The 25,984-nt window shown below is 70.9% G+C and carries 20 protein-coding genes; 6 read left to right on the top strand and 14 right to left on the bottom strand.

Annotated elements, in window-relative coordinates; all coding sequences use genetic code 11:
• Positions 1 to 5: 5 nt before the first annotated feature.
• Genes LV79_RS09200 through mtrA form a run of 3 tightly spaced genes read right to left on the bottom strand, consistent with a single transcriptional unit; the run spans position 6 to position 4,079 of the window.
• Entirely contained in the window at positions 6 to 1,721 is a 1,716-nt protein-coding gene (locus LV79_RS09200; RefSeq protein ID WP_253834102.1) for an LpqB family beta-propeller domain-containing protein, read from the bottom strand.
• Positions 1,718 to 3,388: an MtrAB system histidine kinase MtrB gene (mtrB, locus tag LV79_RS09195; RefSeq protein WP_253834100.1), complete on the bottom strand. Its 1,671-nt coding sequence runs from the start codon at positions 3,386 to 3,388 to the stop codon at positions 1,718 to 1,720. Before mtrB ends, LV79_RS09200 begins: the two co-directional genes overlap by 4 nt.
• Positions 3,389 to 3,401: 13 nt before the next feature.
• The gene (gene mtrA / locus LV79_RS09190; RefSeq protein WP_121391040.1) at positions 3,402 to 4,079 is read right to left on the bottom strand and encodes an MtrAB system response regulator MtrA; all 678 of its coding nucleotides are present in this window, start codon (positions 4,077 to 4,079) and stop codon (positions 3,402 to 3,404) included.
• Between the two features lie 92 nt (positions 4,080 to 4,171).
• Here mtrA and LV79_RS09185 point away from each other — a divergent pair, with 92 nt between their 5' ends.
• The gene (locus LV79_RS09185; RefSeq protein WP_253834098.1) at positions 4,172 to 4,654 is read left to right on the top strand and encodes a VOC family protein; all 483 of its coding nucleotides are present in this window, start codon (positions 4,172 to 4,174) and stop codon (positions 4,652 to 4,654) included.
• Here the strand turns inward: LV79_RS09185 and LV79_RS09180 are convergent.
• The 3 genes from LV79_RS09180 to ahcY all read right to left on the bottom strand — a co-directional run bounded on the left by LV79_RS09180 (position 4,580) and on the right by ahcY (position 9,638).
• A complete protein-coding gene (locus LV79_RS09180) occupies positions 4,580 to 7,210 on the bottom strand; it encodes an NACHT N-terminal helical domain 7-containing protein (RefSeq protein WP_253834097.1) in 2,631 nt (876 codons plus the stop codon). The genes LV79_RS09185 and LV79_RS09180 overlap by 75 nt on opposite strands.
• 19 nt (positions 7,211 to 7,229) lie before the next feature.
• Positions 7,230 to 7,868: a dTMP kinase gene (locus tag LV79_RS09175; RefSeq protein ID WP_253834096.1), complete on the bottom strand. Its 639-nt coding sequence runs from the start codon at positions 7,866 to 7,868 to the stop codon at positions 7,230 to 7,232.
• 279 nt (positions 7,869 to 8,147) lie between these two features.
• A complete protein-coding gene (gene ahcY, locus LV79_RS09170) occupies positions 8,148 to 9,638 on the bottom strand; it encodes an adenosylhomocysteinase (RefSeq protein WP_253834095.1) in 1,491 nt (496 codons plus the stop codon).
• A 135-nt stretch (positions 9,639 to 9,773) separates the two neighbouring features.
• On the opposite strand from ahcY, the gene LV79_RS09165 reads away from it, so the two are divergent.
• The 3 genes from LV79_RS09165 to LV79_RS09155 all read left to right on the top strand — a co-directional run bounded on the left by LV79_RS09165 (position 9,774) and on the right by LV79_RS09155 (position 15,038).
• The gene (locus LV79_RS09165; RefSeq protein WP_253834093.1) at positions 9,774 to 12,098 is read left to right on the top strand and encodes an alpha/beta hydrolase family protein; all 2,325 of its coding nucleotides are present in this window, start codon (positions 9,774 to 9,776) and stop codon (positions 12,096 to 12,098) included.
• A gap of 82 nt (positions 12,099 to 12,180) precedes the next feature.
• Entirely contained in the window at positions 12,181 to 13,719 is a 1,539-nt protein-coding gene (locus tag LV79_RS09160) for an APC family permease (protein WP_253834091.1), read from the top strand.
• Between the two features lie 11 nt (positions 13,720 to 13,730).
• A complete protein-coding gene (locus tag LV79_RS09155; protein ID WP_253834090.1) occupies positions 13,731 to 15,038 on the top strand; it encodes a glutamate mutase L in 1,308 nt (435 codons plus the stop codon).
• A 57-nt stretch (positions 15,039 to 15,095) separates the two neighbouring features.
• Here LV79_RS09155 and LV79_RS09150 read toward each other — a convergent pair whose 3' ends face one another.
• From LV79_RS09150 to LV79_RS09125, 6 genes are all read right to left on the bottom strand, one after another.
• A complete protein-coding gene (locus LV79_RS09150) occupies positions 15,096 to 16,019 on the bottom strand; it encodes a cation diffusion facilitator family transporter (protein ID WP_253834088.1) in 924 nt (307 codons plus the stop codon).
• Between the two features lie 53 nt (positions 16,020 to 16,072).
• Positions 16,073 to 17,302, bottom strand: a complete 1,230-nt coding sequence (gene manA, locus LV79_RS09145) for a mannose-6-phosphate isomerase, class I (protein ID WP_253834086.1) — start codon at positions 17,300 to 17,302, stop codon at positions 16,073 to 16,075.
• A gap of 88 nt (positions 17,303 to 17,390) precedes the next feature.
• The gene (locus LV79_RS09140) at positions 17,391 to 18,485 is read right to left on the bottom strand and encodes a hypothetical protein (RefSeq protein WP_253834083.1); all 1,095 of its coding nucleotides are present in this window, start codon (positions 18,483 to 18,485) and stop codon (positions 17,391 to 17,393) included.
• The gene (locus LV79_RS09135; RefSeq protein WP_253834081.1) at positions 18,482 to 18,697 is read right to left on the bottom strand and encodes a Trm112 family protein; all 216 of its coding nucleotides are present in this window, start codon (positions 18,695 to 18,697) and stop codon (positions 18,482 to 18,484) included. The genes LV79_RS09140 and LV79_RS09135 overlap by 4 nt, the downstream gene beginning before the upstream one ends.
• Positions 18,698 to 18,768: 71 nt before the next feature.
• Positions 18,769 to 20,121 carry a phosphomannomutase/phosphoglucomutase gene (locus tag LV79_RS09130; protein WP_253834079.1) on the bottom strand — a complete coding sequence of 451 codons (1,353 nt, stop codon included), beginning with the start codon at positions 20,119 to 20,121 and terminating at the stop codon, positions 18,769 to 18,771.
• Between the two features lie 122 nt (positions 20,122 to 20,243).
• Complete coding sequence (locus LV79_RS09125; RefSeq protein WP_253834078.1) at positions 20,244 to 20,603, bottom strand: DUF3499 domain-containing protein; 360 nt, start codon at positions 20,601 to 20,603, stop codon at positions 20,244 to 20,246.
• Between the two features lie 107 nt (positions 20,604 to 20,710).
• Here LV79_RS09125 and LV79_RS09120 point away from each other — a divergent pair, with 107 nt between their 5' ends.
• A complete protein-coding gene (locus tag LV79_RS09120; protein ID WP_204448825.1) occupies positions 20,711 to 21,169 on the top strand; it encodes a metallopeptidase family protein in 459 nt (152 codons plus the stop codon).
• Here LV79_RS09120 and LV79_RS09115 read toward each other — a convergent pair.
• Together LV79_RS09115 and LV79_RS09110 are read right to left on the bottom strand one after the other, a co-directional pair.
• Complete coding sequence (locus LV79_RS09115; RefSeq protein ID WP_253834077.1) at positions 21,127 to 24,489, bottom strand: glycosyltransferase; 3,363 nt, start codon at positions 24,487 to 24,489, stop codon at positions 21,127 to 21,129. The two genes, LV79_RS09120 and LV79_RS09115, sit on opposite strands and share 43 nt — an antisense overlap.
• Before the next feature lie 172 nt (positions 24,490 to 24,661).
• Positions 24,662 to 24,976, bottom strand: a complete 315-nt coding sequence (locus LV79_RS09110; RefSeq protein ID WP_092778108.1) for a WhiB family transcriptional regulator — start codon at positions 24,974 to 24,976, stop codon at positions 24,662 to 24,664.
• A 230-nt stretch (positions 24,977 to 25,206) separates the two neighbouring features.
• Between LV79_RS09110 and LV79_RS09105 the strand changes: the two genes are divergently transcribed.
• Entirely contained in the window at positions 25,207 to 25,956 is a 750-nt protein-coding gene (locus tag LV79_RS09105) for a site-2 protease family protein (protein WP_253834076.1), read from the top strand.
• The last annotated feature ends 28 nt before the right edge of the window (positions 25,957 to 25,984 follow it).

Here is a 25,984-nt window from a genome sequence, read left to right as displayed (position 1 = left end):
CAGGATCAGCCGGGGAAGAACGGCAGCGAGCCCGGCCCGAGGTTGTACTGGTGGTACTGCCACACCTTGCCCGCCTCGCCCGTGGTCCACATCCCCGAGCCGTCGGTCACGATCGTCGACCGGCCGGGTGCCGCGGTGACCGCCGTGACCGGCACGGTCAGGTTCGTCTTGTTGTAGGGCGTGTAGGCGTACCCGTCGACGGACAGGCTGACCACGGGCCGGATCGGCTGCTCGGTCGCGGCGATCACCGTGAGGCGGTCGAGCCAGTCCAGGCCGACGACGTCCTTGACGATGCCCGCCTGCAGGGTGCGACCGGAGCGGATCATGACGGCGTCGTTGTTGCGGACCACCGAGGCGACCCGGACCTCGCCGTTGACCACGGCGGCGACCCTGGCGCCGTCGCGGGAGAGGCGGAGCTGGGTGATCGTGCCGCCGTTGCGGGTGAACTCCGAGGCGTCGACCGGGAAGTCCTCCCACTTGCCGTCGTTGGTGCGGGAGACGCGGACCACCAGCGTCCCGTCTTGCACCGTCCAGACCTCGTTCGGCGTCGCCTCGTTAGATCCCGCGAACAGCCACGTGGGCCTGGTGAGCGTTGCCGCGGTGGGCAGGCTTACCTCGGGGAGTTCGCCGTCAGTCTTACCGACGCGGAGTTTCATCCCGCCCGCGGTTCGCTGCACGACCGCCAGCAGGCTGCCATCCAGCGACTGGGCAGCACTGACGATGTCGTAGGCGCCCTCGCCAGTCGGCCCTTCCAACGGCCTGCCGTCACGCAAGGACAAGAGACGACCGCCGACCACAGCGAGTCCGAGCAGGTCTGCCTTCAAGGCGGACAGTGCGTCGTACGTGCCGACGTCGCCGATAGTCCAGTCCTCGTGACCTGGCACCAACGGCAGACCTTGGCTGCGAATCCGCAGTGGGCTGGTGGTGACCTCACGCAAGGACAGGACTAACTGCGCCGCTATGCGCTGTCTGTCCTCGACAGGCTTATCGATCTTGCCGAGGTTGATGAGGATGGCGCCGTCGGACTCCGGTAGGACGTTGGTGCTCAGCTCCAACCCGTCGAGCTGGTTGCGCACCGCGCCCTTGAGCGACTCCGACGGCCCACCCAGCAACAGGTCCACCACGCGCCCGAACAGGCCTTGGCGCGGCTCGATCTGCACGTAGCGCGGGTCGGAGACCATGACCCGCTGCTCCGGGTCGAAGAACTCCAGGTTGACCCGGCGGTAGCTCTTCGCGAAGTCGGCCTCGCGGATCAGCACCGCGTTCGGCGGCTCGGCGATGCGCCACTGCCCGTCCTGCCGCTTGATGACCAGCCGGTACTCCAGCGACTGCACCTGCGGCACGAACGACCAGTCGCTGTAGAGGCTGCCGATCGAGGTGGCGGTGAGGATGACGACCTGCTCGGTCGCCGGGTCGCGACCCTCCGGCACCGACTGCGGGACGGTCTTGATCTCGTCCTGGATGATCGTCGGCGCCGCCGCGCTCTTCCAGTTCGGCTTGGCTTCCTCGGTCAGGTAGGTCCGCGCGGCGTCCGGGGTGCCCGCGTTCTTGACGAACTCCTGCACCAGGTTGAACGGGTCCAGCCCCGGCGCGGGCTTGCCGACCTGGCGCGGCTGCTCCTCGGTGGCGTCCAGCACGACCCTGGGCAGCGTCCGGTCCGGGATGTTGGCGCAGCTGGTGAGCATGGCGGCGCACAACAGGGCGAGGACGAGCCGGGTCACGGGTAGACCTCCTCCGGAACCGAGATCGGCAGTGGGGCTGGGTGGGTCATGGGGCGGACGTCAGCGGGAGGTAGCGGCAACGGGCTGCCTTCGTACTCCTCGCCTTGCGTCCTGGGCAGGGTCAACCGGAAACAGGCACCCTCACCCGGTTCGCCCCACGCGTCAAGGCCCCCGCCGTGCAGGCGCGCGTCTTCGAGGCTGATCGCCAGGCCGAGACCGGTGCCGCCGGTGTGCCGGTTGCGGGACGGGTCCGCGCGCCAGAACCGGTTGAACACCAGGTCAGCCTCACCGGTGCGCAGTCCCACACCGTGATCGCGCACGGTTACCGCTACCGCGTGGTCGTCGAGCACCATCCGCAGCTCGACCGGCTTGCCCTCGCCGTGGTCGATGGCGTTGGCGAGCAGGTTGCGCAGGATCCGCTCGACCCGCCGGGACTCGACCTCGGCGATCGCGTCGTCGCTCTCCGGCAGGTCGAGCACGATCTCAGACCCGGCGTTGCGCGCGATCACCCGCACCGACTCGACCGCGCGCCGGGCGATGGCCCGCAGGTCGGCGTGCTCGGCGACGAGTTCCTCCACGCCCGCGTCGAGCCGGGAGATCTCCAGCAGGTCGCCGAGCAGCGACTCGAACCGGTCCAGCTCGTCGACCAGCAGCTCGGTGGAGCGGGCCAGGCCAGCCGGGAACTGGGCCCGGGAGGCGTGCAGCACGTCGGCGGCCATCCGGACGGTGGTCAGCGGGGTGCGCAGCTCGTGCGAGACGTCCGAGGTGAACCGGCGCTGCAGCTGGCCGAAGTCCTCCAGCTGCCGGATCTGCCGTTCGATGCTCGCGGCCATCTCGTTGTACGACTGGGCCAACCGCGCCACGTCGTCCTCACCGGCGACGACCATCCGTTCGCCCAACTCACCATCAGCGAACCGCTCAGCGGCTCTAGCCGCGCGCCGGACAGGCAGGACTACCTGTCGGGTCACGAGGTTGGTGATACCGGCCAGGAGAAGCAGAAGAACCAGACCGCCCACTACAAGCGTGCTCTGGACGACGTCGATGGTGCGCTGCTCAGTCGCTAGTGGGTAGAGCATGTAGAGCTGCACGGTGGTGTTGGTAGCCGCTACCGGAACGCCGACGATCAGGTAGGTCACCCGCTCGTTGTTGCGCTCTACGGTGTAGATCTGCGAAACGGTCCGGTTGGGCGCACTGAGCAAGAAGTCACGCAGCGACTGCGGGATGCTCTCGTACGGTCCCGCGGCCTTGACGTCACCCGGCGAGATGTACGGGGCGTCGTTGACGAGAACCGGTTCGAACGCGCCCGCCGAGCCCGCCCCGGACTGGTCGGGCGACGAGCTGGTGAGCTTGTTGAGCGCGCTGTTGAGCCGGTCGCGGATCGGGTCGGCCGCGTTCGTCCCGGCTAGTTCCCGCTCGGCGATCTGGACCGCGGTCCGGGTCTGCGCGATCGCGGCTTCTTCCTTGGTCCCCAGCAGCCGCTCGGTGATCTGGTTCTGCAGCACCATGCCCAGCACGAAGATCACCGCGGAGCCCAGGGCGAGCGTGCTCACCACCACCCGCAGCTGCAGCGAGCGCCGCCACAGCTCGCTGAACGCGCTGGAGCGGCGCCTGCTCGCGGCGACCAGGCCGCGGGCGGCGTCGACGAGCCACCGCCCGGGGCCGCTCACCGCGCGGTCGCGATCACGGAGGGCCCGCCTTGTACCCGACGCCGCGCACGGTCAGCACGACCTCGGGGTGCTCGGGGTCGCGCTCCACCTTGGACCGCAGCCGCTGGACGTGCACGTTCACCAGCCGGGTGTCCGCGGCGTGCCGGTAGCCCCAGACCTGCTCGAGCAGGACCTCGCGGGTGAACACCTGGCGCGGCTTGCGGGCCAGCGCCACCAGCAGGTCGAACTCCAGCGGGGTGAGCTGGATCGCCTTGCCGTCGCGGGTGACCTCGTGGCCGGGGACGTCGATGGTCAGGTCGCCGATGCCCAGCGTCTCGGCCGGTTCGGACTCGGTCCGGCGCAGCCGGGCGCGCACCCTGGCGACCAGTTCCTTGGGCTTGAACGGCTTGACGACGTAGTCGTCCGCGCCGGACTCCAGGCCGAGCACGATGTCGACGGTGTCGCTCTTGGCCGTCAGCATCACGATCGGCACGCCGGACTCCGCGCGGATCGCCTTGCACACGTCGATGCCGTTCATCCCGGGCAGCATGAGGTCCAGCAGCACGAGATCGGGTTTCAGCTCGCGCAGCGCGGGCAGCGCCCGGGAGCCGTCCGCCACCACGGCCGTGTCGAATCCCTCGCCGCGCAGCACGATCGTGAGCATCTCGGCGAGGGCCGGGTCGTCGTCCACCACGAGCACTCGTGCCTTCATGCGCACATCGTCGCACTGCTGCGCGGCTGCCCGCGCAGCACCCGCCGTCGAGTATCGTTGAAACTTGAACAGGCCGACCGGCAGGAGCACCCATGGGCATCCGCAGGCTCAACCACGCCGTCCTCTACGTCCGGGACGTGGCGCGCAGCGTGGCCTTCTACGGCGATGTCCTCGGCTTCCGCCCGATCACCGAGTTCCCCGGCGCCGCCTTCCTGCGCGCACCGGACTCCGACAACGACCACGACCTGGGGTTGTTCCAGGTCGGACTGGACGCCCCCGGCCAGGTCCAGGGCGGCGTCGGGCTCTACCACCTGGCGTGGTCGGTGCGGACCCTGGCGGAACTGGCCGAGTTCAAGCGCGTCCTGACCGACGCCGGCGCCCTGGTCGGCGCCTCGGACCACGGCGTCTCCAAGTCCCTGTACGCCAAGGACCCGGACGGCGTGGAGTTCGAGGTCTCCTGGTTCGTCCCCCGCGACCGGGTGACAGCGGAGATGGAGCAATCAGGCCCGCCCCGGCCACTCGACATCGACGCCGAAATCGCCGTCTGGGGAACTGACCTGGTCGGGGCGCTGTAGTTCGATTAGCTCGGCTACAACGTCCGAGGGGCTTATCCGGAGTTCTGGCATGAGCATCCGGACCAGGGCGTGCGCGAGCATTTTCGGGGCTCGCCGGTTGCCCGAACGGGGGACGTCGTCCAGGAAGACGGTGCCGAGTCGGATTCGCTCGGCGGTCCACGTGTCATCGCTGAGCCCGGCCACGAGCAGAGCGGTGCGCGCGGGCGTCGGTCCAGCGGGCTCGAGTCGGTCGCCGCGGCGTACCAGGCAACGCACGACCGCGGACAGGCCCTGCTGGTCGAGTCCGGCCGTCCACAGCCGCAGAACGGCCTCCCAGCCGTCATCGGGCCAGAGCTTCTCGTGGTCGAAGCCCGCCGCCAGGTGCAGGCGCAGCAGGACCAGGTTGGCCGAGTAGGTGGCGAGCCCGGTGACCTGGTCGCTCGCGTCCGGCAGGTAGGTCGGGTACCGGTTCACCGGGTTGCGGCGGCGGAATGTCCGCAGCAGGTGGTCCAGAGTGCGCTCGACGCTCTCGCGCTCGTCCGCGTCGAGGAGCCGTAGTTGTTCGCCGATGAACTCGATGGTGGGGCGCTGAGTGGCCAAGGGTTGGTGCGACATGAGAGCGAAAAGCAGGTCGTCGTCCGGCTCGTGGACAGCTCGCCTGCCGTGAGAGCTGTCGGCGACGTCGCGGAGGACTTCGACGACTCGGCTGGCGACTAGGTACTCGCCGAAGGTGGCATGGAGGAATTCGTAGCCTCGGACGCTGCCTCTTGCCGTTGTGGCTTCAGAGGCGTGGATGAAGAAGAACTGACTTAGCACCTGACCGCCAGAGAGGGACTTGTCACCAAGAGCGGCCAAGTCAGCAGTTAAGTCTGCCTCGGACAGATATTGCGCACCGCGGTTGAGCATGCCGATGGCTGCGATCGACAGGCGCCAGAGCAGCTTGTCGACCGAGTCGGCCGACTTCTCGATCTCGCGTTCGGCGAAGCTGGCTAGGAGCTTGTCGTAGAGGTCGGACAGCGACATATTTTCATCGGGGAGGGGCACGTCGGGGTTGGCGCAATAGATGGCCAGCATCATCAAGAGCAGCGGCTGGCTGGCTAGCTCGGGTAGGGCTAACGCGTTCGCTACGGGTAAGGAGCGGGTGTCGACGTTGGTTCGGTTCCAGACTGAGAGCCAGGCCTTGATCTGCCCCTCGTCGAATTCTTCGATCTTCACGACGGGCGTGCCGGGTTGGACGGTCACGCGGTCGGCTACGAGGGTGCGCGAGGTGACCACCACGGCGACCGGTTGCCCCATCACAGCCTCGGTGCGTTGAAACTGCTCGACGTCGCGGAGGTAGCCGGTGCGGTCGGCGGTGGTGGCCTGCAGCAACTCGTCCAGGCCGTCGAGCAGGACCACCCGGACGGTGTCGCCGGAGCCGTCCAGGTCGGACCAGGCGACGCGGTTGTTGGTGGCGAGTTCCAGGGCCTGGGCCACCTGACCGGCGACCGAGGCACCGGCGTCGACGTGGCGCAGGCGGACCCGGACGACGGTGTAGTCCGAGGCGGGCAGCATCGCGGCCAGCGCGGTCATCAGGACGGACTTGCCCGCACCGGGGTGGCCGAGCAGCAGCAGCGGGCGGGTGAGCGCGGTGGGCGTCCCGAAGTGCCTGGCCAGCATGACCGCGAGGTCGTGGTGGACCGGGCGCAACTGCCACCACTTCTCGTTGCTGATGCGGCCCTCGCCGCCGGAGAGGGTCAGGCGGTAGCGCGGGGTGAGGAAGACGTCCGAGACCGGCGGGAAGCGGACCAGGGAGTCGGCGGCGTCGACGATCGGCTTGTCGAGTTCGGCGCGGTTGGCCATGGCCACCAGGGACCGGTGGTCGCGCGGGTCGGCGGTCGGGCCGTGGCCGAGCAGGTCGGTGATGGCGGCCAGGCCCCTGGCGACGTTCTCCTGCGCGACCTGGTCGGCCCACACCTTGAAGTCGGGGACCTGCGCGGCGAGGGTCAGGAAGTACGACCGGTACTGGTCGGCGAAGTCGTCGATGATCCGGCGGTTGATCGTGGTCCAGTCGCCGGGCAGGCCGAACACGTCGAAGACCACGAACCCGACGAGCTTGGCCCAGTCCTCCAGAGCGGCGAGGTTGGCCTCGAACGACGCGACGGCCGACGGCGTGGGGATCTCGGCGGTGTAGAGGGCCTCCACCAGCTTCTGGCCCTCGGCGCGGCGGAGGTCGGCGATGAGCGCCTTCTGCTCGTCGCTGAGCTGCACGTCGATGTGCTTGGTGACGGCGGTGGAGTACGCGGCGAGCACGATCGTGGAGTGCGCGGCGACGACCAGGTCCTGCCGGTGCAGGCCGCTGGTGCCCATCAGGCGGCCGCCGATGGTGTCCAGGACCTCGCGGATCCGCGTGTTCGCCTCGGACTTCTGGTCGACCATTTGCCAGATCGCGCCGAACGCCGCCCCGACCAGGCTCAGCGGACCGGACACCAGGACGACGCCGCCGAGCAGGCTGTTGATCCGCGTCAGCCAGGGGTGGTCGTCGCGGCCGAGGATCTTGAGGGCGCCACGCAGGGTGATCGGGGGATCACGTCGCACGTGATCACGATAGCGGCGCTCAGGCGAGCAAGGTGCCGGTTAGCGACAAGACGTCAAGGTCAGTGCTGCCGTCCACGACGTGCCAGGGCGACAGCCAGGACTTGGCGGCCAGCTCGTCGTACACCTGGCCGACGCGGACCTGGAGCGGGGTGTCCGACTCCCAGTTGTCCCTCACGCGCGCGTCGACGTTCTCGCGGTGGGTCGCGCGCTCGGCGGCCAGTTCCGCGGAGACCCTAAGCAGCAGCTGCGCGTGCGGTACTGGGAGGCCGAAACGGTCGATCTCTACAGACTTGACCCAAGAGACGAAGTCACCGTCAGCGGACTCGTGCAGCCGTGCGGCTCCATAGGCGGCGTTCGACGCTACAAAGCGGTCGAGCAGCACAACGTCGAAGGACGCGAGGTCGGACAAGAGGTCATCGCGGGCCCCTTGGCGATCCAGCGCATAGAGCACGGCCATGCCATAGACCGAGTCACCAAGCCCGCCGAGACGACCGTGCAACCCGTCCTGCACCAAGTCCGCGGTGACCGACAGGCCGTACCGGGGGAACGCGCGGGTCCCCACGGTCGCGCCCTGCTCGGCGAAAGCGGCGGTGAGCTTGTCGGCCAGGGTGCGCTTACCGGCACCGTCCAGCCCCTCGATGACGATCAGGCGTCCCACGGCCGTGACCCTACCGAGTCCCCCGCCGACGTCGGTATTGACAGCCGTGGACGGCGCTGCCCGGCTCTCCCCTCCGGGTCGGCGCCGTCCACGGTGCCATCCACCCCCCGGGGCGGCTCCTGGGCTCTGGCTTGCCCCCTGCGCAGGCCAGAACTACACAAGATCGCTCGATCGGGTCCGCGTGTTACACCTTTCGGTGACATAAGACGCGGGCCCCGGCACGCGGGTTGCGTGCCGGGGCCCGGAAGAACGGCCTACCGCCCAGTACGGGCGTACTCGTCAGTAGCGGTAGTGCTCCGACTTGAACGGGCCCTCGACGTCGACGTCGATGTACTCGGCCTGCTCCTTGGTCAGCTTGGTGAGGGTGCCGCCGAGCGCCTCCAGGTGGATGCGGGCGACCTTCTCGTCGAGCTTCTTGGGCAGCCGGTAGACCTCGCGGTCGTACTCCTCGTGCTTGCCGTACAGCTCCACCTGGGCGATGACCTGGTTGGAGAAGCTGTTGGACATCACGAAGCTGGGGTGCCCGGTGGCGTTGCCCAGGTTGAGCAGGCGGCCCTCGGAGAGCACGATGATCGTGTGCCCGTCCGGGAACACCCACTCGTCGACCTGCGGCTTGATGTTGACCCGGCGGATGCCCGGGTACCGGGTGAGGCCCGCGATGTCGAGTTCGTTGTCGAAGTGCCCGACGTTGCCCAGGATGGTCTGGTGCTTCATCCGGGCCATGTGCTCGACGGTCACCACGTCCTTGTTGCCGGTCGTGGTGATGATGATGTCGGCCTCGCCGACGGCCTCGTCGAGGGTGCGCACCTCGTAGCCGTCCATCGCCGCCTGCAGCGCGCAGATCGGGTCGATCTCGGTGACGATGATCCGGGCGCCCTGGCCGCGCAGGCTCTCCGCGGAGCCCTTGCCGACGTCGCCGTAGCCGCAGATGACCGCGACCTTGCCCGCGATCAGCACGTCGGTGCCGCGGTTGATGCCGTCGACAAGCGAGTGCCGGATGCCGTAGCGGTTGTCGAACTTGCTCTTGGTGACCGAGTCGTTGACGTTGATCGCCGGGAACAGCAGGTCACCGGCGGCGGCGAGCTGGTAGAGCCGCAGCACGCCGGTGGTGGTCTCCTCGGTGACGCCGCGGATGTCGGCGGCGATCTTGGTCCACTTGCCCGAGTCGGCGGCCAGCGAGTTGCGCAGCGTCTCCAGGATGAGACCCCACTCCTCGGGGTCGTCGTCCTCGGTGGCGGGCACGACGCCCGCCTTCTCGTACTGCACGCCCTTGTGCACCAGCAGCGTGGCGTCGCCGCCGTCGTCGAGGATCATGTTCGGGCCCGGGCCGTCCGGCCAGGTCAGCATCTTCTCGGTCGCCCACCAGTACTCCGGCAGGGTCTCGCCCTTCCACGCGTACACCGGGACGCCCTTGGGCTCCTCCGGGGTGCCGTGCGGGCCGACGACGACGGCCGCGGCGGCGTGGTCCTGGGTGGAGAAGATGTTGCACGAACACCAGCGGACCTCGGCGCCGAGCGCGACGAGGGTCTCGATCAGGACAGCGGTCTGCACGGTCATGTGCAGCGAACCGGAGATCCGTGCCCCGCGCAGCGGGTACACCTCCGCGTATTCGCGGCGCAACGCCATGAGGCCGGGCATCTCGTGCTCGGCGAGGCGGATCTCCTTGCGGCCGAACTCGGCCAGGGAGAGGTCCGCCACGGCGAAGTCGATGCCGTTTCGGTTCTGCGCGAAGCTCGCTCCGATCGCGGCCCGCGTGTCTTCTGCGGTCATCGAAAACATCCTCCAGACTTCTGGTTCCTGTCGAACACTACCGTTGGAGCAGGGGGCGCGGGGCGACCAAAAGGAGTGATCCGTGCCGGAGAGTGACCGGGGAGGGACGTGCTGCTAACGGGTTCGGAAACTCGCGTGGTCGAGCTGCGCGTGCACGGGATCATGGGCACCTCCGCGGAGAACCTGGTCACCGCCGTGGCGGCGGTCGACGTGGCGGGCGACGGCGTCGGCCGCATCGTGCGCCCGGCCGACCGGTTGTTGCGGCCCGCGCCCGGTCCGGTGCTGCGCGCCGAGGGCCGGTCGGTACCCAGGGTGGTCGAGGGGTACGTCTGGGGCGCGATGACCTCCGGCGGCATGGCCAAGGCGACCTGGGCGCTGCTGTTCCCGTTCTCGCTGGCGAACATGGCCCACTGGATGCTGCCACCGATCCCCAGCGGCCACCGGACGGCGCGGCTGCTCGGCGGGCTGAACCGGTCGCTGCTGCGGCTGGCCGCGCTGCTGCTGACCGGGCTGCTGGTGTCGCAGGCCGCCGTGGTCAGCATGGACCTGGTGGCCGCGCAGTGCCTGGCGCCGGGCACCGGGTGCCTGGACTGGGTGCCGGACTGGCTGCGGTCGACCACGTCACTGCGCCAGGTGGTCGGGCTGGTCCCGGTGCTCGCGGGCATCGCGGTGCTGCACCGGGTGTCGACGGTGGCCTGGGAGACCCCGGCCGCGCCGAACCCGCCCGACGCCCAGCCGAACCAGAAGGTGGAGCTGCCCGGCCGCAACCTGGTCTCCGACCCGGACACCCCGGCGCTGCGCGCGCTGCACCTGACCGCCGCGTTGGCGCTGGTGGCGCTGCTGCCGCTGGGTGGCCCGTTCACGCCACCGGCGCACGGCCTGTCCCGGTCGGTGTGGGTCGCGGCGCTGGCCGTGGTGGGCACATGTGTTCTATGCGTACTCGCTCTGGACGACCCGCGGGGAACCGAACCCTCAACTGCCGGTCGACACCTGAGGACCGTCCTGGGCCGGGTGCCGAGGACCGTCCTGCTGTTGGCCGGGGCCGCGCTGGCGGTCGTCGCGGGCGTCATCACCAACCCGCTGCCCGCCAGGATGGTCGGCACCGGTCCGACCGTGGAGGCCATCGCGGCCGGTCTGATCGCGGTGGTGATCCTGCTCGGCCTGTTCCTGGTGCCCGCCGCCCTGATCGCCAGGCGGACGTGGGCGCACCAGCCCAAGCACCTGCGGCCGTGGGCCGGGGGGTGGATGGCGGCGCCGGTGCTGGCGATCAGCGCGTTGATCGGCGGCGGTTTCGGCGCAGGCCTGGCGATCTCGCTGCGCAAGGTGGTCGGCTCCAGCGGGATCGAACTCCCGCGCGGCTACGAGCAGGTGACCCTGCTGTGGGGTGCGGCGGCGGTGATCGGCCTCGGGGTGGCGATCCCGATCGGTGTGGTCGCGGCCGTGCGACTGCTGTTGTCGCCCGGCGGGTACGCGGAAGTCGGCCTCTTGCACAAAGGGCGGGCCAACGACGCCGCCGCAGCCCTACGCGGTTGGCGCAAGGCAGGTTGGCAGCGACGTAACGCGCACCGGGTGCTCTTAGCTCTAGCGGGCGTTCTTGCGGCAGGCACGGTTATCTCGGTGACGACCCGGATCGCGGAACTGCACCCCCCGCAGTGGATGGACCCGTTGCCCACCATGGGCATCCTGACGCTCGGCGCACTCGTCGTCGCGTTGTTGCGCGCGGTGTACACGGCAGCGCAAGAGCCCGAGGCGGGGCGACGGCTGGGCGTTATCGCTGACCTGGCGTCGTTCTGGCCTAGAGAAGCGCATCCGACAGTGCCACCGTGTTATGCGTTGAAGGTCGCGCCAGAGCTAGCGGCGCGGGTGATTGAACACCTCACGGACCCGTCTACGCGGGTAGTGCTAACCGGCCACAGTCAGGGCAGTCTGCTCGTGGCTGTCACCGCCGCACGGTTGATGGAGTCGCTGAACGAGCCCGAGCGGCAGCGGGTGGGTCTGGTGACTGTCGGGTCGCAGTTGCAGTGGGCGTACCCGCGCGCGTTCCCGGCCGCTGTGCCGCACGCGTCGTTGGCGGAGCTGTCCCAGCGCCTCGGCACCCGGTGGCGTTCCCTGTGCCGTGGCACCGACCCGCTCGGTGGCGCGGTCACCACCTGGGACCGCCAGGTCTGCGACAACCAGTTGCTCGGCACCGGTTTCCGCCCCGACGGCACCATCGGCCCGCTGCCCGCCGCGACCGTGTCACCGACCGGAGCCCTCGTCCTGGGCGGCGACCACTGGCTCCCCGACCCGATGCGCGGCCCGTTCACCGGCCGCCGCTGGGTCGCGGGCGTGCTGGGCCACGGGAACTACACGGCCGACCCGGAGTGGGACCGCGCCATCGCGATGGCCGCCGGGCTGGACCCGGAGGAACCCAAGTCCGAGATGAGCTGGCCGCCGCGCTCGCTGTCACCTGAGCGGTAGGCGACGGTCACTGTCCGGCGGAAAGACACCGGAAAGGATACCCTCTCGTGGCTAATTCACCCGCGAGGAGAGGGGGCAACCGGTGCCAGGTAACGGGCTGTGGCGGACGAAGTCCGTCGAGCAGTCGATCGCGGATACCGATGAGCCGGACACCAAGCTGCGGCGGAACCTGTCGACCTGGGACCTGATCGTCTTCGGGGTCGCGGTGGTCATCGGGGCCGGGATCTTCACCCTGACGGCGCGGACGGCGGGTGACCTCGCCGGGCCGTCGGTGTCGATCGCGTTCGTGATCGCCGCGGTGGCCTGCGCGTTGGCCGCCTTGTGCTACGCCGAGTTCGCGTCAACCGTGCCTGTCGCGGGTAGCGCGTACACCTTCTCTTACGCCACCTTCGGCGAGTTCGTCGCGTGGATCATCGGGTGGGACCTGATCCTGGAGCTGGCCGTCGGCGCCGCCGCGGTCGCCAAGGGCTGGTCGGTCTACCTGAACACCGTGCTGGGCTACGTCTTCGACTTCGACCCGTCGCAGAGCACGGCCACCCTGCTCAAGCTCGGCGGGCTCACGATGGACTGGGGCGCGCTCGTCCTGGTCGTCTTCCTGGCCACCATGCTCGCCATCGGCACGAAGCTGTCCTCGCGGGTCAGCGCGGTCATCACCGGGATCAAGGTGGCGATCGTGCTGTTCGTCATCGTCTTCGGCCTGTTCTACGTGAAGGCGGCGAACTACACGCCGTTCATCCCGGAGGCGCAGCCGCCGGAGATCGGCAAGAGCGGCATCGAGCAGTCCTTGTTCTCGGTGATCGCGGGCGGCGACGGCGGCACGTACGGCGCGTTCGGGCTGCTGGCGGGCGCGTCGCTGGTGTTCTTCGCGTTCATCGGGTTCGACATCGTCGCCACCACCGCGGAGGAGACCAAGAACCCGCAGCGGTCCATCCCGCGCGGCATCTTCGGCTCGCTCTCGATCGTGACCGCGCTCTACGTCGCGGTCTCGCTGGTGCTGGTGGGCATGGTGTCCTACCACCAGCTCGCCACCACCCTCAAGCCCGACGGCAGCGAGGACAAGAAGACGCTGGCCACCGCGTTCTCCCTCAACGGGGTCGACTGGGCGGCGCAGCTGATCTCGGTCGGCGCGCTCGCCGGGCTGACCACCGTGGTGATGGTGCTGATGCTCGGCCAGATCCGGATCATCTACGCGATGTCGCGCGACCACCTGCTGCCGCGCAAGCTCGCGCGCACCAGCGCCAAGCAGACACCGGTCCGCGCGACCGTCGCCGTGGCCGTGCTGGTCGCGATCGCGGCCACCTTCTTCGAGGCGGACAAACTCGAGGAAATGGTCAACGTGGGCACGCTGTTCGCGTTCATCCTCGTGTCGGCGGGTGTGATCGTGCTGCGCAAGACGCGGCCGGACCTCAAGCGCTCGTTCCGGGTGCCGTGGGTCCCGGTGCTGCCGATCGTGGCGATCATCGCGTGCGTGTGGCTGATGCTGAACCTGACCGTGCTGACCTGGCTGCGGTTCGTGGCCTGGATGGTCCTCGGCGTCATCGTGTACTTCGCCTACAGCAGGCGCCGGTCCCTGCTCGGGCAGCGCCAAGCGAACGAGCAGGCTGAGCAGCCAGAACCGTAGGATGCCACCTTGTGCCCTACCTCTGCCTCGACGTCGGCTCGACCTGGACGAAGGGCGCCCTGGTCGCCCACAACGGCGAGCTGCTGGGCAGTGCCCAGCACGCGACGACGCCACCGGAGGTGCTCGACGGCATCGAGAGCGTGATATCGGCGTTGGGTGGTCCCGACGCCGATATCCTCGCCTGCTCGTCGGCGGGTGGTGGCCTGCGGCTCGCGGTCATCGGCCAGGAGCGGCTGGTCAGCGCCGAGGCGGGGTACCGGGTGGCGCTCTCGGCCGGCGCGAAGGTCGTGCACGTCTCGGCGGGCAAGCTCGGCAGCATCCGCCCGCTGCGCATCGACCACCCCGATGTGGTGCTGCTCGTTGGCGGCACGGACGGCGGCGACGAGAGCGTCCTGCTGCACAACGCGGGCAGGCTCGCGGAGAGCCGGATCAAGATCCCCATCGTGCTGGCGGGCAACACCCACGCGCGCACCGAGGCCCTCGCGCTGCTCGACGGCCGCACCGTCGTCCCGACCGACAACGTGCTGCCGGACGTGGGTGAGCTGAACCCGGGCCCGGCCCGCGGGGCGATCCGCTCGGTCTTCCTGGACCACGTCATCGGCGGCAAGGGTCTCTCGCGCGGCAAGCGGTTCCGCTCGCTGGTCAGCGCGGTCACCCCGGACGCGGTCCTGATCGGCGTCTCCCTGCTCGCGCACCTGCTGGCCAGCGACGACGACCCCGGCGCGGTCCTGGTGGTGGACGTCGGCGGGGCGACGACGGACGTCTACTCCGCGGTGTCCACAGTGGAGGAAACAGGCGCCACGGTCGCGATGCCCGCCGACCGCAGGAGCGTCGAGGGCGACATCGGCATGCGCTGGTCCGCCCCCGGCATCGTCGCGGAAGCCCTGGCGGAGCAGCTGATCGAGGCGGACGACGACCTCGCGGGCGCCGCGCGGCACCGCGCCGCCACCGTCGACTTCGTCCCGTCCACCCCGGTCGAGTCCGAAGTGGACGCCCGGCTGGCCGCCCTGGCCGCCATCATCGCCGTCCGCAGGCACCTCAGGATGATCGACAACCGCCTCGGCCCCCAGGGCGCGGGCCTGCTGGTGCTGTCCGGAGGCGTGTTCCGCCACGCCACACCGCGCGCCCAGGCGGCGATCGAGGAGGCGTTGCGCGCCGACCCGGTCCTGCGCCCGGTCCTGCGCACCGCCCGGATCACCGTCGACCGCGACTACGTCCTGGCCCCCGCGGGCCTGCTCACCGAGGCAGGCAAGGCCCACGTGGGGGCCCAGCTCCTGCGCGGCCTCAGGATCGGCGAGGCGACCAGCTCGAGGCGGTGAGCGAGGGGCTCGATGGGGTGAACTTCCTCGGCGCGGGGACCCCGCTGGAAGAGCCGGTCAGGGAGTGCTGACCGTGGTGCGGTAGAGGTCCGGCTCCAGGTAGATCAACCGTGCCGCCGGGACCGCGTTGCGGACGCGTGCCTCGGCGTCGTCGATGGCCTGGGCGACGTCCTCCATCGGCAGCCCCGGGCGCAGCGCGATCTTCGCGGCGACCAGCAGCTCGTCCGGCCCGATGTACTGGGTGCGCAGGTGGATGATGCGCTGCACCTTGCCGGTCGCCAGCTCGTCCTCGATCTTGGCCAGCTCGGCCGGGGTGGCGCCCTCGCCGATGAGCAGCGACTTCATCTCCACGATCAGGATGACCGCGATGATGCCGAGCAGCACGCCGATGCACAGGGTGCCGATGCCGTCCCAGACCGGTTCGCCGGTGGCCAGCGTCAGGCCGACGCCGCCGAGCGCGAGCACCAAGCCGAGCAGCGCGCCCGCGTCCTCGAGCAGCACCACCGGCAGCTCCGGGGTGCGCGACTGGCGGATGAAGCCCCACCAGGTGGCGTCGCCCTTGATCTTCTTGGACTCCGCGATCGCGGTGTAGAAGGAGTACGACTCCAGGGCGATGGCCAGCACCAGGATGATGACCGCCACCCACGGCGAGGTCAGCGCCTCGGGGTGGGTGATCTTGTGGGTGCCCTCGTAGAGCGCGAACACCGAGCCGAGCGAGAACAGCATCAGCGCGACGATGAACGAGTAGAAGTACCGGTCCCGGCCGAACCCGAACGGGTGCTCCGTGGTGGCGCGCCGCTGCGAGGTCTTCTGCCCGAGCAGCAGCAGCCCCTGGTTGGAGGTGTCGGCGACCGAGTGCACCGCCTCGGCCAGCATCGACGACGACCCGGTGACCAGGAAGCCGACGAACTTGGCCACGGCGATCCCCGCGTTCGCGCCGAGCGCGGCGAGGATGGCCTTGGTGCTGCCTCCAGCGGACACAGTCGCTCCCAGGTGCTAGTCCGATATGTCGGGTCGATCAGACGGGTGGCAGCCTAGAGCGTGTCACGGTCGGCCGCCTCGGCGCCCACGGTTGCCACGAACACCTGGGTGTGACCCTCGCCTACCGGGTGCAGCGCCAGGGCCACCTCGGTGGCGGGCACCCACGCCGACTGGCCGCGGCCCAGCCGCCGACCGCCGACCGCCACCGCGCCGCCGGTGCACACCATGATCCGCGGCCGCCCGTCCGGCAGCGGTACCCGGTCGCGCTGACCTGGCGCCCACTCCACTCGGGACAGCTCGAACTCGGGCGCGTCGGTGCGGTAGGTGTGCAGCCGCCCGACCTGCTCCCCGCTGGACACCGGCATGTCGCCGCAGCCGAAGTCGAGCACCCGCAGCAGTTCCGGGACGTCCACGTGCTTGGGGGTCAGGCCGCCGCGCAGGATGTTGTCGGAGTTGGCGAGGATCTCCACGCCGGTGCCGTGCAGGTAGGCGTGCAGGTTCCCGGCGGGCAGGTAGATCGCCTCGCCGGGGCCGAGCACCAGCCGGTTGAGCAGCAGCGCGGCCAGCACGCCCGCGTCACCGGGGTAGTCCTCGCCGAGCTCGAGGACGGTGCGGCACTCCAGGGAGAACTCGCCGTGCGCCTTGATGTGCGCGACGCAGGCGTCGATGAGGTCCGGCATCAGCCGTTCCAGCGCGGTCTGCGGCAGCGTGATCCAGGTGGTGAACAGCGCGCGCAGCCCGTCGGAGTTGGGCTGGCCGACCAGCAGGTCGATGTGCGCGGACAAGCCGGGGGTGCGCAGCTGCTCCAGCAGCGCGATGGTGCGCACCGGGTCGCGGAAGCCCGCGAGGGCGTGGAACTCGGTGAGCGCGCAGACCAGTTCCGGTTTCGCGGTCGGGTCCGGGTAGTTGCGGTTGGCCGCGTCCCGGGTGATGCCCGCGGCCTCTTCGCGCGCGTAGCCCTCCGCCGCCTGCGCCGCCGACGGGTGGGCCTGCATGCTCAGCGGCTCCTCGACGGCGAGGATCTTGAGCAGGAACGGCAGCCGATTACCCCACCTGACCGCGGTGGCGTCACCGAGCTGCCCGCGCGGGTCGGCGTCGATGCGGTCGAGCAGGGAGTGCTCCGCGCCGTCGACGTCGACGAACCGGGACGGGTCGCCCGGGTGCGCGCCCATCCACAGCTCCGCCTCCGGGTGCGGCGCGGGCACCGGCCTGCCCAGCAGCTCGGCGAGAGTCGTGCGCGACCCCCACGCATACGGGCGCACCGCATTGCGCAGCAGCTCCACCTGACTACTCACTCCTTCGGACCACCCGGTGGCGTCGGCATCGACCACCGGGCTCGCTCCCACTGTCACCTCGGACCAGACCCCCTGGTCACGCGCTCGCGGGAGCGTAACGGCCGGTACCGCCGGTCGTGCCTGCGGCAAGGCCCAGGTAGAGCGCGGCGAGCTCGAAGCGCAGGGCCAGCACGGCTGCCCTGGTCGGCTCGTCGGCGGTGATCTCCTCGGCGGGCGCGATCACGTCGGCGGCGGGCAGCGTCTCGTGCGCCTGCCTGCGCACCGGGTCCGAGGGCAGCGCGCGCACGGCGAGCAGCAGGACCCGGGGCGGCAGCGCCGTCGGGCCGTCGAAGGAGTCCGGGTCGGCGAAGATGTCGCGCTCGGAGGTGGCCCGGACCGCGGCCCGGTGCAGCGCGGTGCGGCTGCTGGCCTGCGGGTAGCCGACGACGTCGCACACCAGGTCGGTGTGCGTGCCGAGCACCTGCACGGCGTGGCGGCCGACGGCGGTGGCGACGTGGTCGAGACCCCACAGCAGCGGGGAGTGCTCGGCCAGCCGCAGCGCCAGCGTCTTGGCCGGGTTCACGAACGACTCGTGCTGCGGGTGGCTGCGCTCGGCCTCGCGGTCGAGCTCGTCGGCCAGCATGTCCGCGTCGAAGCGCAGCAGGTCGAGCTCCTTGAGCGCGAGCAGCCCGCTGGTGTACGCCTTGGCGAAGCCGAACCCGGGCCGCACGACCAGCCGCGGCGTGATCAGCACCGCGTTGCCCGCGGCAGCGGCGGCGACCGGGCCCTCGGACGGCGCGGTCAGCACGACGCCCGCGCCGCGACGGCCCGCCCGGTCGATGTCCTCCGCGAGCTGGCGGTCGCCCGGGTCGTCGGTGTGCGCGATGACCACGTCCAACGCGCCGACCCACGGCGGCACCACGTCGGTGACCACCAGCGGCACCGGGCACGCGGGCAGCAGCAGCTCGGCGAGCAGCCGCGACACCGCGGGGCCGAGGCCGGGACGGGTCAGCAGGACCAACGCGCGCGGTCGGACACCGGCGAGCCTGCCGATGCCCGCCTCCGCCGCGGCCTCCGTGGTGGCCCGCACCTGGGCGCCTGCCATGGCACCCGCGCGCAGCAGCCCGTCGACGTCGGCCTCGCCCAACCGGGCGGGGTCGTCGAGGAGGGTGTCGTCGGCCACGCCGCTCACGGGGAGTCCGCGGTCGTCCGGTCGGTGGGGTGCTCGGCCTCGTCGAGCAGCAGCACCGGGATGCCGTCGGTGACCGGGTACCGCCTGCCGCACTCGGTGCAGGTCAGCACGTCGGCGTCGGGGTCGTCCGGGGTGCCGACGCGCAGCGGGGCGTGGTCGTCGGACGGGCAGGCGAGGATGTCCAACAACTGCTGGTCCAGCGTGACTGCCATGGTCGTCCTCCTCAGTGTCAGTGTCCCAGGCCGGTGCCGGTGCCCGCAGCGCAAGCGCGGGCCGCGCGGGCTCAGGCCCGGACGATCGCCAGCACCTCGTCGCGGATGGCGGCGACCGCGGTGTCGTCGGCGGCCTCCACGTTGAGCCGCAGCAGCGGCTCGGTGTTGGACGCGCGCAGGTTGAACCAGCCGCCCGCGGGCAGCCGGACGGTCAGCCCGTCGAGCTCGTCGAGCTCGACGCCGTCGCGGCCGCCGAACTCGGCGCGGATCGCGGCCAGCCGCCCGGCCTGGTCGGTGACCGTGGAGTTGATCTCACCGGAGGCCGCGTAGCGGTTGTACTCCCTGGTCAGCGCGGACAGCGTGCCCGGCTGCTCGCCCAGCGCCGCCAGCACGTGCAGCGCGGCGAGCATGCCGGTGTCGGCCTTCCAGAAGTCGCGGAAGTAGTAGTGCGCGGAGTGCTCGCCGCCGAAGATCGCGCCGGTGCGGGCCATCTCCTGCTTGATGAACGAGTGGCCGACCCTGGTGCGCACCGGCTTGCCGCCGTGCTCGGCGACGATCTCGGGCACCGCGTCGGAGGTGATCAGGTTGTGGATCACCGTGCCGCCCGGGTCCTTGGCCAGCTCGCGCACCGCGACCAGGGCGGTGATGGCGCTCGGCGAGACCGGGTCGCCGTTCTCGTCGACCACGAAGCAGCGGTCGGCGTCGCCGTCGAAGGCCAGCCCCGCGTCCGCGCCGACCTCGCGCACCTTGGCCTGCAGGTCCACGATGTTCTTCGGGTCGAGCGGGTTGGCCTCGTGGTTGGGGAAGCTGCCGTCGAGCTCGAAGTACAGCGGGGTGACGTCGATCGGCAGGTCGGCGAACACGCTGGGGACGGTGTGCCCGCCCATGCCGTTGCCCGCGTCCACGACGACCTTGAGCCGCCGGATGTCGGACAGGTCGACCAGCTTGCGCAGGTACGCGGCGTACTCGGCGAGCAGGTCCTTGTGCTCGACAGACCCCTTGGTCTCAGCCGCCGCGTGTTCGGCCCCAGCCTCCACATCGGCCTGGATCTCGGTGAGACCCGAGTCCTGGCCAACAGGAGCGGCACCGGCCCGGCAGAGCTTGATGCCGTTGTACTCGGCCGGGTTGTGGCTGGCGGTGAACATCGCGCCGGGCAGCTGCAGGCTGCCGGAGGCGAAGTACAGCATGTCGGTGCTGGCCAGACCGATGTTGACCACGTCGACGCCGGTCGAGGTGACCCCGTCGCCGAACGCGTCGGCCAGGCCGGGCGACGAGTCGCGCATGTCGTACCCGATCACCACGGCGGGCCCGCCGACCAGCCTGGCGAAGGCGGCGCCGATGGCGCGCACGAGGTCGGTGTCGATCTGCTCGCCCACCACGCCGCGGATGTCGTAGGCCTTGAAGACACCGGACAGGTCGCGCACGGGGTACTCCCAGGGGGTCGGGCAGGCTGGCCCTGCGGCAGCCCGCGACTACTCGCCAGGAGCCTACCGGCGGCGACGCGGTGGCGACGCCCAGCGTCGCCAGTGGCCCACCGGGTCGGTCGTTATTCGGTGACCGGGTCGGGCAGTACCCGCAGGTGACCGCGCCTGCCCGCGCCCGCGGCCTGGTCCGGCTGCTCGACCGGGCGGTCGACCCGACCGGCCTCGCGCACGGCCTCGGCCAGCGCGGTCAGGTCGTCCACCGAGGGTTCCGGGAGGGCGAAGGCGCCGTCGTGGCGCACGACCTCCCAGCCGCGCGGGACGGTGAGCCGCAGCGCGTGCTCCTCGCAGAGGTCGTAGCTGTGCGGTTCGGAGTAGGTGGCCAGCGGTCCGACGACCGCGGTGGACTCCGCGTAGGCGTAGGTCAGCGTGGCGACGGCCGGGTCGAGACACCCGGTCCGTGAACACCGCCGCACGCTCCGCACGATCGGTGACCATAGCGCCTCCGCGGCCCCTCGCGCCCCAAGTGCCGCACGACACGCCCCCGACACGCCCAACCGGCCCAGCAGGGGACCCGCGTACCCTGCTCAGGGTGGTGACGGCTCGCAGTTCCCGGCGGCGCGGACGGCGCAATCGCGATCGACACGGACGCGGTCTGCGCGGTCCGCTGTACCCGTCGACGCTGCCCGCGGCGAGCACGCGCGCGGAGAAGTTCGACGCGCTGGTGCTCGACGCGCTCGAGCCCATCGAGGCGCGCTGGCGCACCGAGTTGACCAAGCTCGACGTCGCGGTCGACGACGTGCCCGAGGTCACCCCGGACACCCCGGACGGGGTGCTCGCCGACAGCGGCGTCCCGCTCGCCCGGCTGGTGCGCGCGGGCGTGGACCGCAGGGGCCAGCCGACCAGGGCGCGGATCGTGCTCTACCGGCGGCCGCTGGAGGCGCGCGCGAAGGACAGCGCCGACCTGGCCGACCTGGTGCACGACGTGCTGGTCGAGCAGGTCGCCGCCTACCTGGGGTTGGACCCGGGCGTGATCGACGGCGAGTCCTGACCCCGGCCGCGCGCCGGGATCGCGGTCAGCAGGGCGAACAGCATCACAGCGGCCTGGATGAGCAACAGCAAGCCGCGCAACGTCGTGGGCTGCTCTAGGCGCACTTCAGCCGCTCGGATGGGTACCGCTACCGCGACCGAACTGCCCCATGCCCGCACGACCGCGACAGGCCTACCGTCGACTGTGGCTTCCCAGCCGGGTTCTTCCTCGGCGGTGACCACAAGCAACCGTCCTTCAGCGCCATCGGACACCTTGACGGCGATCTGCGGTGGGGCGGCGTCGATCGGCACCGCGGCGTCGGTTGTGGGCGTACCGCCGGTGAGGGCTAGATGCGCTTCGTCAGGCGGAAGTAGGTAGGCCGAACCGGAACGCGGTAGGAGCCGGAACACGGCGGCTCCAGTGGACGTTGCCGGTGCGTTCGCGACAAGAGTGCCTGCGCGGTCTTGGAAGCGCTGCGCCTCGGCCTGCGGGACCACGACGAACAGCACACCCGTTGCGGCGGCCTTGTGCACCGCGGACCGGACTCGGTCCGAGTCATCCGAGCGCAGTTCGCGCTCTAGCGCGGCGAGCCGGGGACTGGCGGACGGGGTCGGGGCGAGGTCGTCATCCCCGAACAGCGGTGCGCGACCCGTCACCTGTCGGGGTGGTTGGTCGGAGAGGACCAAAAGGGACCGGTTGGTGTTGGCGAGTTCGGCGGTCAACGTGGTCGCCAACTTCTCGCCGCCGGAGTCGTCGAGCGGGCCCTGTCGACCGGGGATGACCACGCCGATGACAAGAACACCCAACGCGGCCGCACCAGCGAACACGGCAGGCAGTCTTACCGGCGTCCTCCCGGTGCGCACAGCGCCTAGAAGCGCCCACACCAGCCCCCAGCCGACCATCAGCAGCGGCACCCCGGTCCACGCGGGCACAGCAGGGCCACCACTCAGCGGTGTCGCGGGCACCAGTCGCACGAGGACGACGGTGACCGCGCCCAGTAACGCGAAACCCAACCCAGGTAGCACAGCCCGCCGTGCACCGAAAGCGATCCCGGCCGCGACCGCCGCCAGGATCGCGAACCCGACGAACGACCACGCCCCGGGTCCACCGGCATTGAGGCTCATCAGGTCGACCAGCGAGGCTGCGGGCGACTCGACCACCGTGCCGATGCCGTGCAGGACGACGCCGGGGTGCTGGATCACGACGGCGGGCCACGGCAGCAGCAACGCCAGCGGCATGAGCACCAGCAGGAACAGCGCCGCACCGCGCCGCGTGCCACCGGCGGGCACCAGCACGAACGCGCCGAGCGCCATGACGACCAACGTCAGGTGGGTCAACGGGGAGAACGCCCCGATGGCCGCCAACCCGAGCGCGGTGCCCGCCGTGGTCGACAGCCAGGCCCCCTGACCGACCCGGTGACGGCCGATCAGCGCGGCGATCCCGGAGGCCACCAACGGGAGCAGGACGTGCACTACGACCGCGTCGAGCCTGCCTTGCGCGACGGCCGCCGTGGCGGGGGGCAGCAGCGCGTACCCCAGCGCGAGCAGTGCCCGCACCCAGCGGCGCACCGGCGCCCTTCTAGTCGCGATGTACGCACTTAGGCCTGCCAGCGGCAGATCCGCGAGCAACAGCAACGCCACTACGGCCTGCGGACCGCCCACGGGTGCGAACACAGTTCCGAAGACGCCCAGCACTGCCAGCGCCGCCGGAGCGGGTGCGGCCGTGCCACCGGACATGCCGTGCCAGGTCGCCAGGTACTCGGCCCACACCTGATCCAGCGACCCGACCGGCGCCAGGCGTCCGCCCGCGAGGTCCAGCCCGAGCCTGCCGGAGTTCACGACGAACGCCAGCGCCACCAAGCCGAGCACCAACAGCAACGGCGGCGCGAAGGCGATCTGCCGCAGCACCCTGGACCGATCGACCTGGACGAGCACCGGCGCCGGTTCCGGCGACGTCCCGTCCCGGCGCACCGGCGACGGTCGTGGTCCTGGACTCGGCGCCAACCCGGTCGGCGGTTCGGTGAGCAGCAACGGGACCGCGATCGCCTTCTCCGGTCGGCGCAACCCCGCACGCCGAGGACGACCGTCCGCCCCCGCGGGCAAGGCGTCCGGGCTCACCGGCGGCCGAGGCACCGCCTCCGGCTCCAGCCACACCGGGTCGTAGTCGTCGGGCAGCCTGCCCAGCGCGGCATCGGCGGCCACCCGCCTGCGGACCATGGTCGAGACCGCGCCACGCACCGCGTTGCGCAGCCGGGTCGCACGGCTGGTGAACAGTCCGCGAACACTCCCTGACCGCGTCGTCCGCGTGGCCCGGTCCGCGCGCGCTGCCCGCAACCCCGCGCCGCCGCCGAGCAGGTACGCCAGCGCGCGCAGTTCCGCGCGGGCGTCGGCCAGCCTGCGTTGCATTGCGAAACCCAGTGCCCGCAGCAGACACAGCACCGCGAGCCGGGGCACGCCGACCACGAACGAGAACGTCGAGCAGTTCACCAGGAAGGTGCGCAGCCCGTGCCCCCTGGCCAGCGCGCGCGGGGTGCCACCGAGCCGGGGCACGCCGACGTCGATCCGCCTGCGCCGGGTGGACACCGCACGGGCGTGCCGGATCCGCGCCTTGGGGACGCAGAGGACGACGTGGCCTGCCCGGTTGGCCCGCCAGCCCAGGTCGACGTCCTCGCCGAACAGCGGCAGCGCCGGGTCGAACCCGCCGAGCGCGTCCCACACCGAGCGGCGCACCAGCATCCCGGCCGAGGACACCGCGAGCACCTCGGTGCTCTGCTCGAAGCCCCGGTCGCCGCCCCGGCCGAGCCGCGCCCAGTCCAGTTCGGACGGTCCGAGGCCGGTCTGCCGGTGCCCGGCCGCGTCGGTGGAAAGTCCGGCCTCGACCACCAGCCGGGGGTCCTGCCAGTCCACCACCAGCGGCCCGAGCACACCGGCCCGCGGCGACACCTCGGCCGCGAGCAGCAGGGTGGCCAGGCAGTCCTGGTCGGGCGCGGAATCGTCGTGCAGCAGCCAGATCCAGCCGCCGGGGTCGCCCCAGCGCTCGACGGCGTGCTCGAGCGCGGCGTGCACCGCCTGGCCGTACCCGGTCGCGGCGTCGAGCGTGATGACCCCGTCGAGCACCTGGTCCGGACCACGTGCGGCGGCCGCGAGGAGCTCGGCGGTGCCGTCGGTCGAACCGGTGTCGACCGCCAGCACGTGCCGCGGTCGGGGGTTGGACCGGCGCAGCGCCGACAGCGCGGGCCGCAACCACTCGGCGCCGTCGTGGCAGACCAGGACGGCGAGCACCGGCGCGGTGCGCAGCACAGGCGCGCCGCGCGCCAGTGCCGACCGGGACCGGGCGGGCACGGGCCAGCACACCTCCCTCGTTGGCGGGTCATGTGACCGCCCACCGTACGACGGGACGCGCTGGACCGTGGTGAAGGCGCGGGCGGTCAGCCCGCGTTATCGACCGTTCCCGCGACCACCTTGAGCCCGGACTCCCCAGTACAGGCCCTCGGCGTGCTGTCCGCGGTCAGACCTAGACCGCGCGCTTCTTGAGCTTGCGCCGCTCCCGTTCGGACAGACCGCCCCAGATGCCGAAGCGCTCGTCGTGCGCCAGGGCGTACTCCAGGCACTCCGAGCGGACCTCGCAACCGAGGCAGATCCGCTTGGCCTCCCTGGTCGAGCCGCCCTTCTCGGGGAAGAACGCCTCGGGGTCGGTCTGCGCGCACAGTGCGCGCTCCTGCCACTCCTGCTCCTCGGACTCGTCGAAGAACCCGGAGAACACCCCGAGGTCCTCTGTCGACCGCTCGCCCCACTCCACGACGCGGCCCCCGTCACCCAATCCCTGCATGATCGCCCGCCTCCTCGCCTTCCGCACTCCCCGGCTGGCGGATGCCATCGGCCGTCCCCGTGGCGAATGACATCGATGTGATTACACCCGTGTCGCCGCGGCGGGTCAAGCGCGGCCCCCGAGCGGGTGATGGGATATGTGCACCCCGTACCCGATCGTGTACCTGCCGAAACCGCGGCGAATGCCGGTCCGGTCACCCGCCAACCGGCCGACATTGCCACACTTGTGTCGTGCAGCGATCAGCGGTTCGCCCGTCACCGGTCTTCCTCGCCCTCGTGGTGCTCACCGTGGGTGGTGCCCTGCTGACCCTGCTGAAGGGCGAAACCGCCCTGCGCGCAGGGGTTTTCCTGCTCGTCATGGGCGGCTGGGCGGTGTCGCTGTGCCTGCACGAGTTCGGGCACGCGATCGTCGCCTTCCGCGGTGGCGACCGCGAGGTCTACTTCAAGGGCTACCTCACACTCGACCCGCGGCGCTACACCGACCCGGTGCTGAGCCTGCTGCTGCCGCTGCTGTTCCTGGCCATCGGCGGCATCCCGCTGCCCGGCGGGGCGGTGTGGATCAACCACCACGCGCTGCGGTCCCGAGCGGTGGACTCAGCCGTCTCGCTGGCCGGGCCGTTCTCGAACCTGGTCATCGCCTTCCTGCTGACCGTGTCGGTGAACGTCTTCGACCCGGCCCCCGGCATCGCCTGGGGCCTGTCGTTCCTGGCGTTGCTGCAGCTCGCGGCGTTCGTGCTGAACATGCTGCCGGTGCCCGGCCTGGACGGGTGGGGCGCCATCGAGCCGTACCTGTCCTACGAGGCGCGCCGCTTCGGCGCCAAGGCCAGGCAGTGGGCGCCGCTGATCCTGTTCGCGGTGCTGATCGGCGTTCCCGGGGTGAGCGAGGCGTTCTGGGACGTGGTGCAGGCCCTGTTCGGCGCCCTGGGCGGCGACGAGACCGCCGCGTACTTCGGGCAGCGCGCGTTCTTCTTCTGGCAGTAAACCCGAATGTGAAAACCATCTCGGTGGC

The organism is Actinokineospora globicatena (assembly GCF_024171945.1).
GTDB classification, from domain to species: Bacteria; Actinomycetota; Actinomycetes; order Mycobacteriales; family Pseudonocardiaceae; genus Actinokineospora; species Actinokineospora globicatena.
Note: the sequence above shows the minus strand (reverse complement) of the source record. Positions and strands in the feature narration are given on the sequence as shown.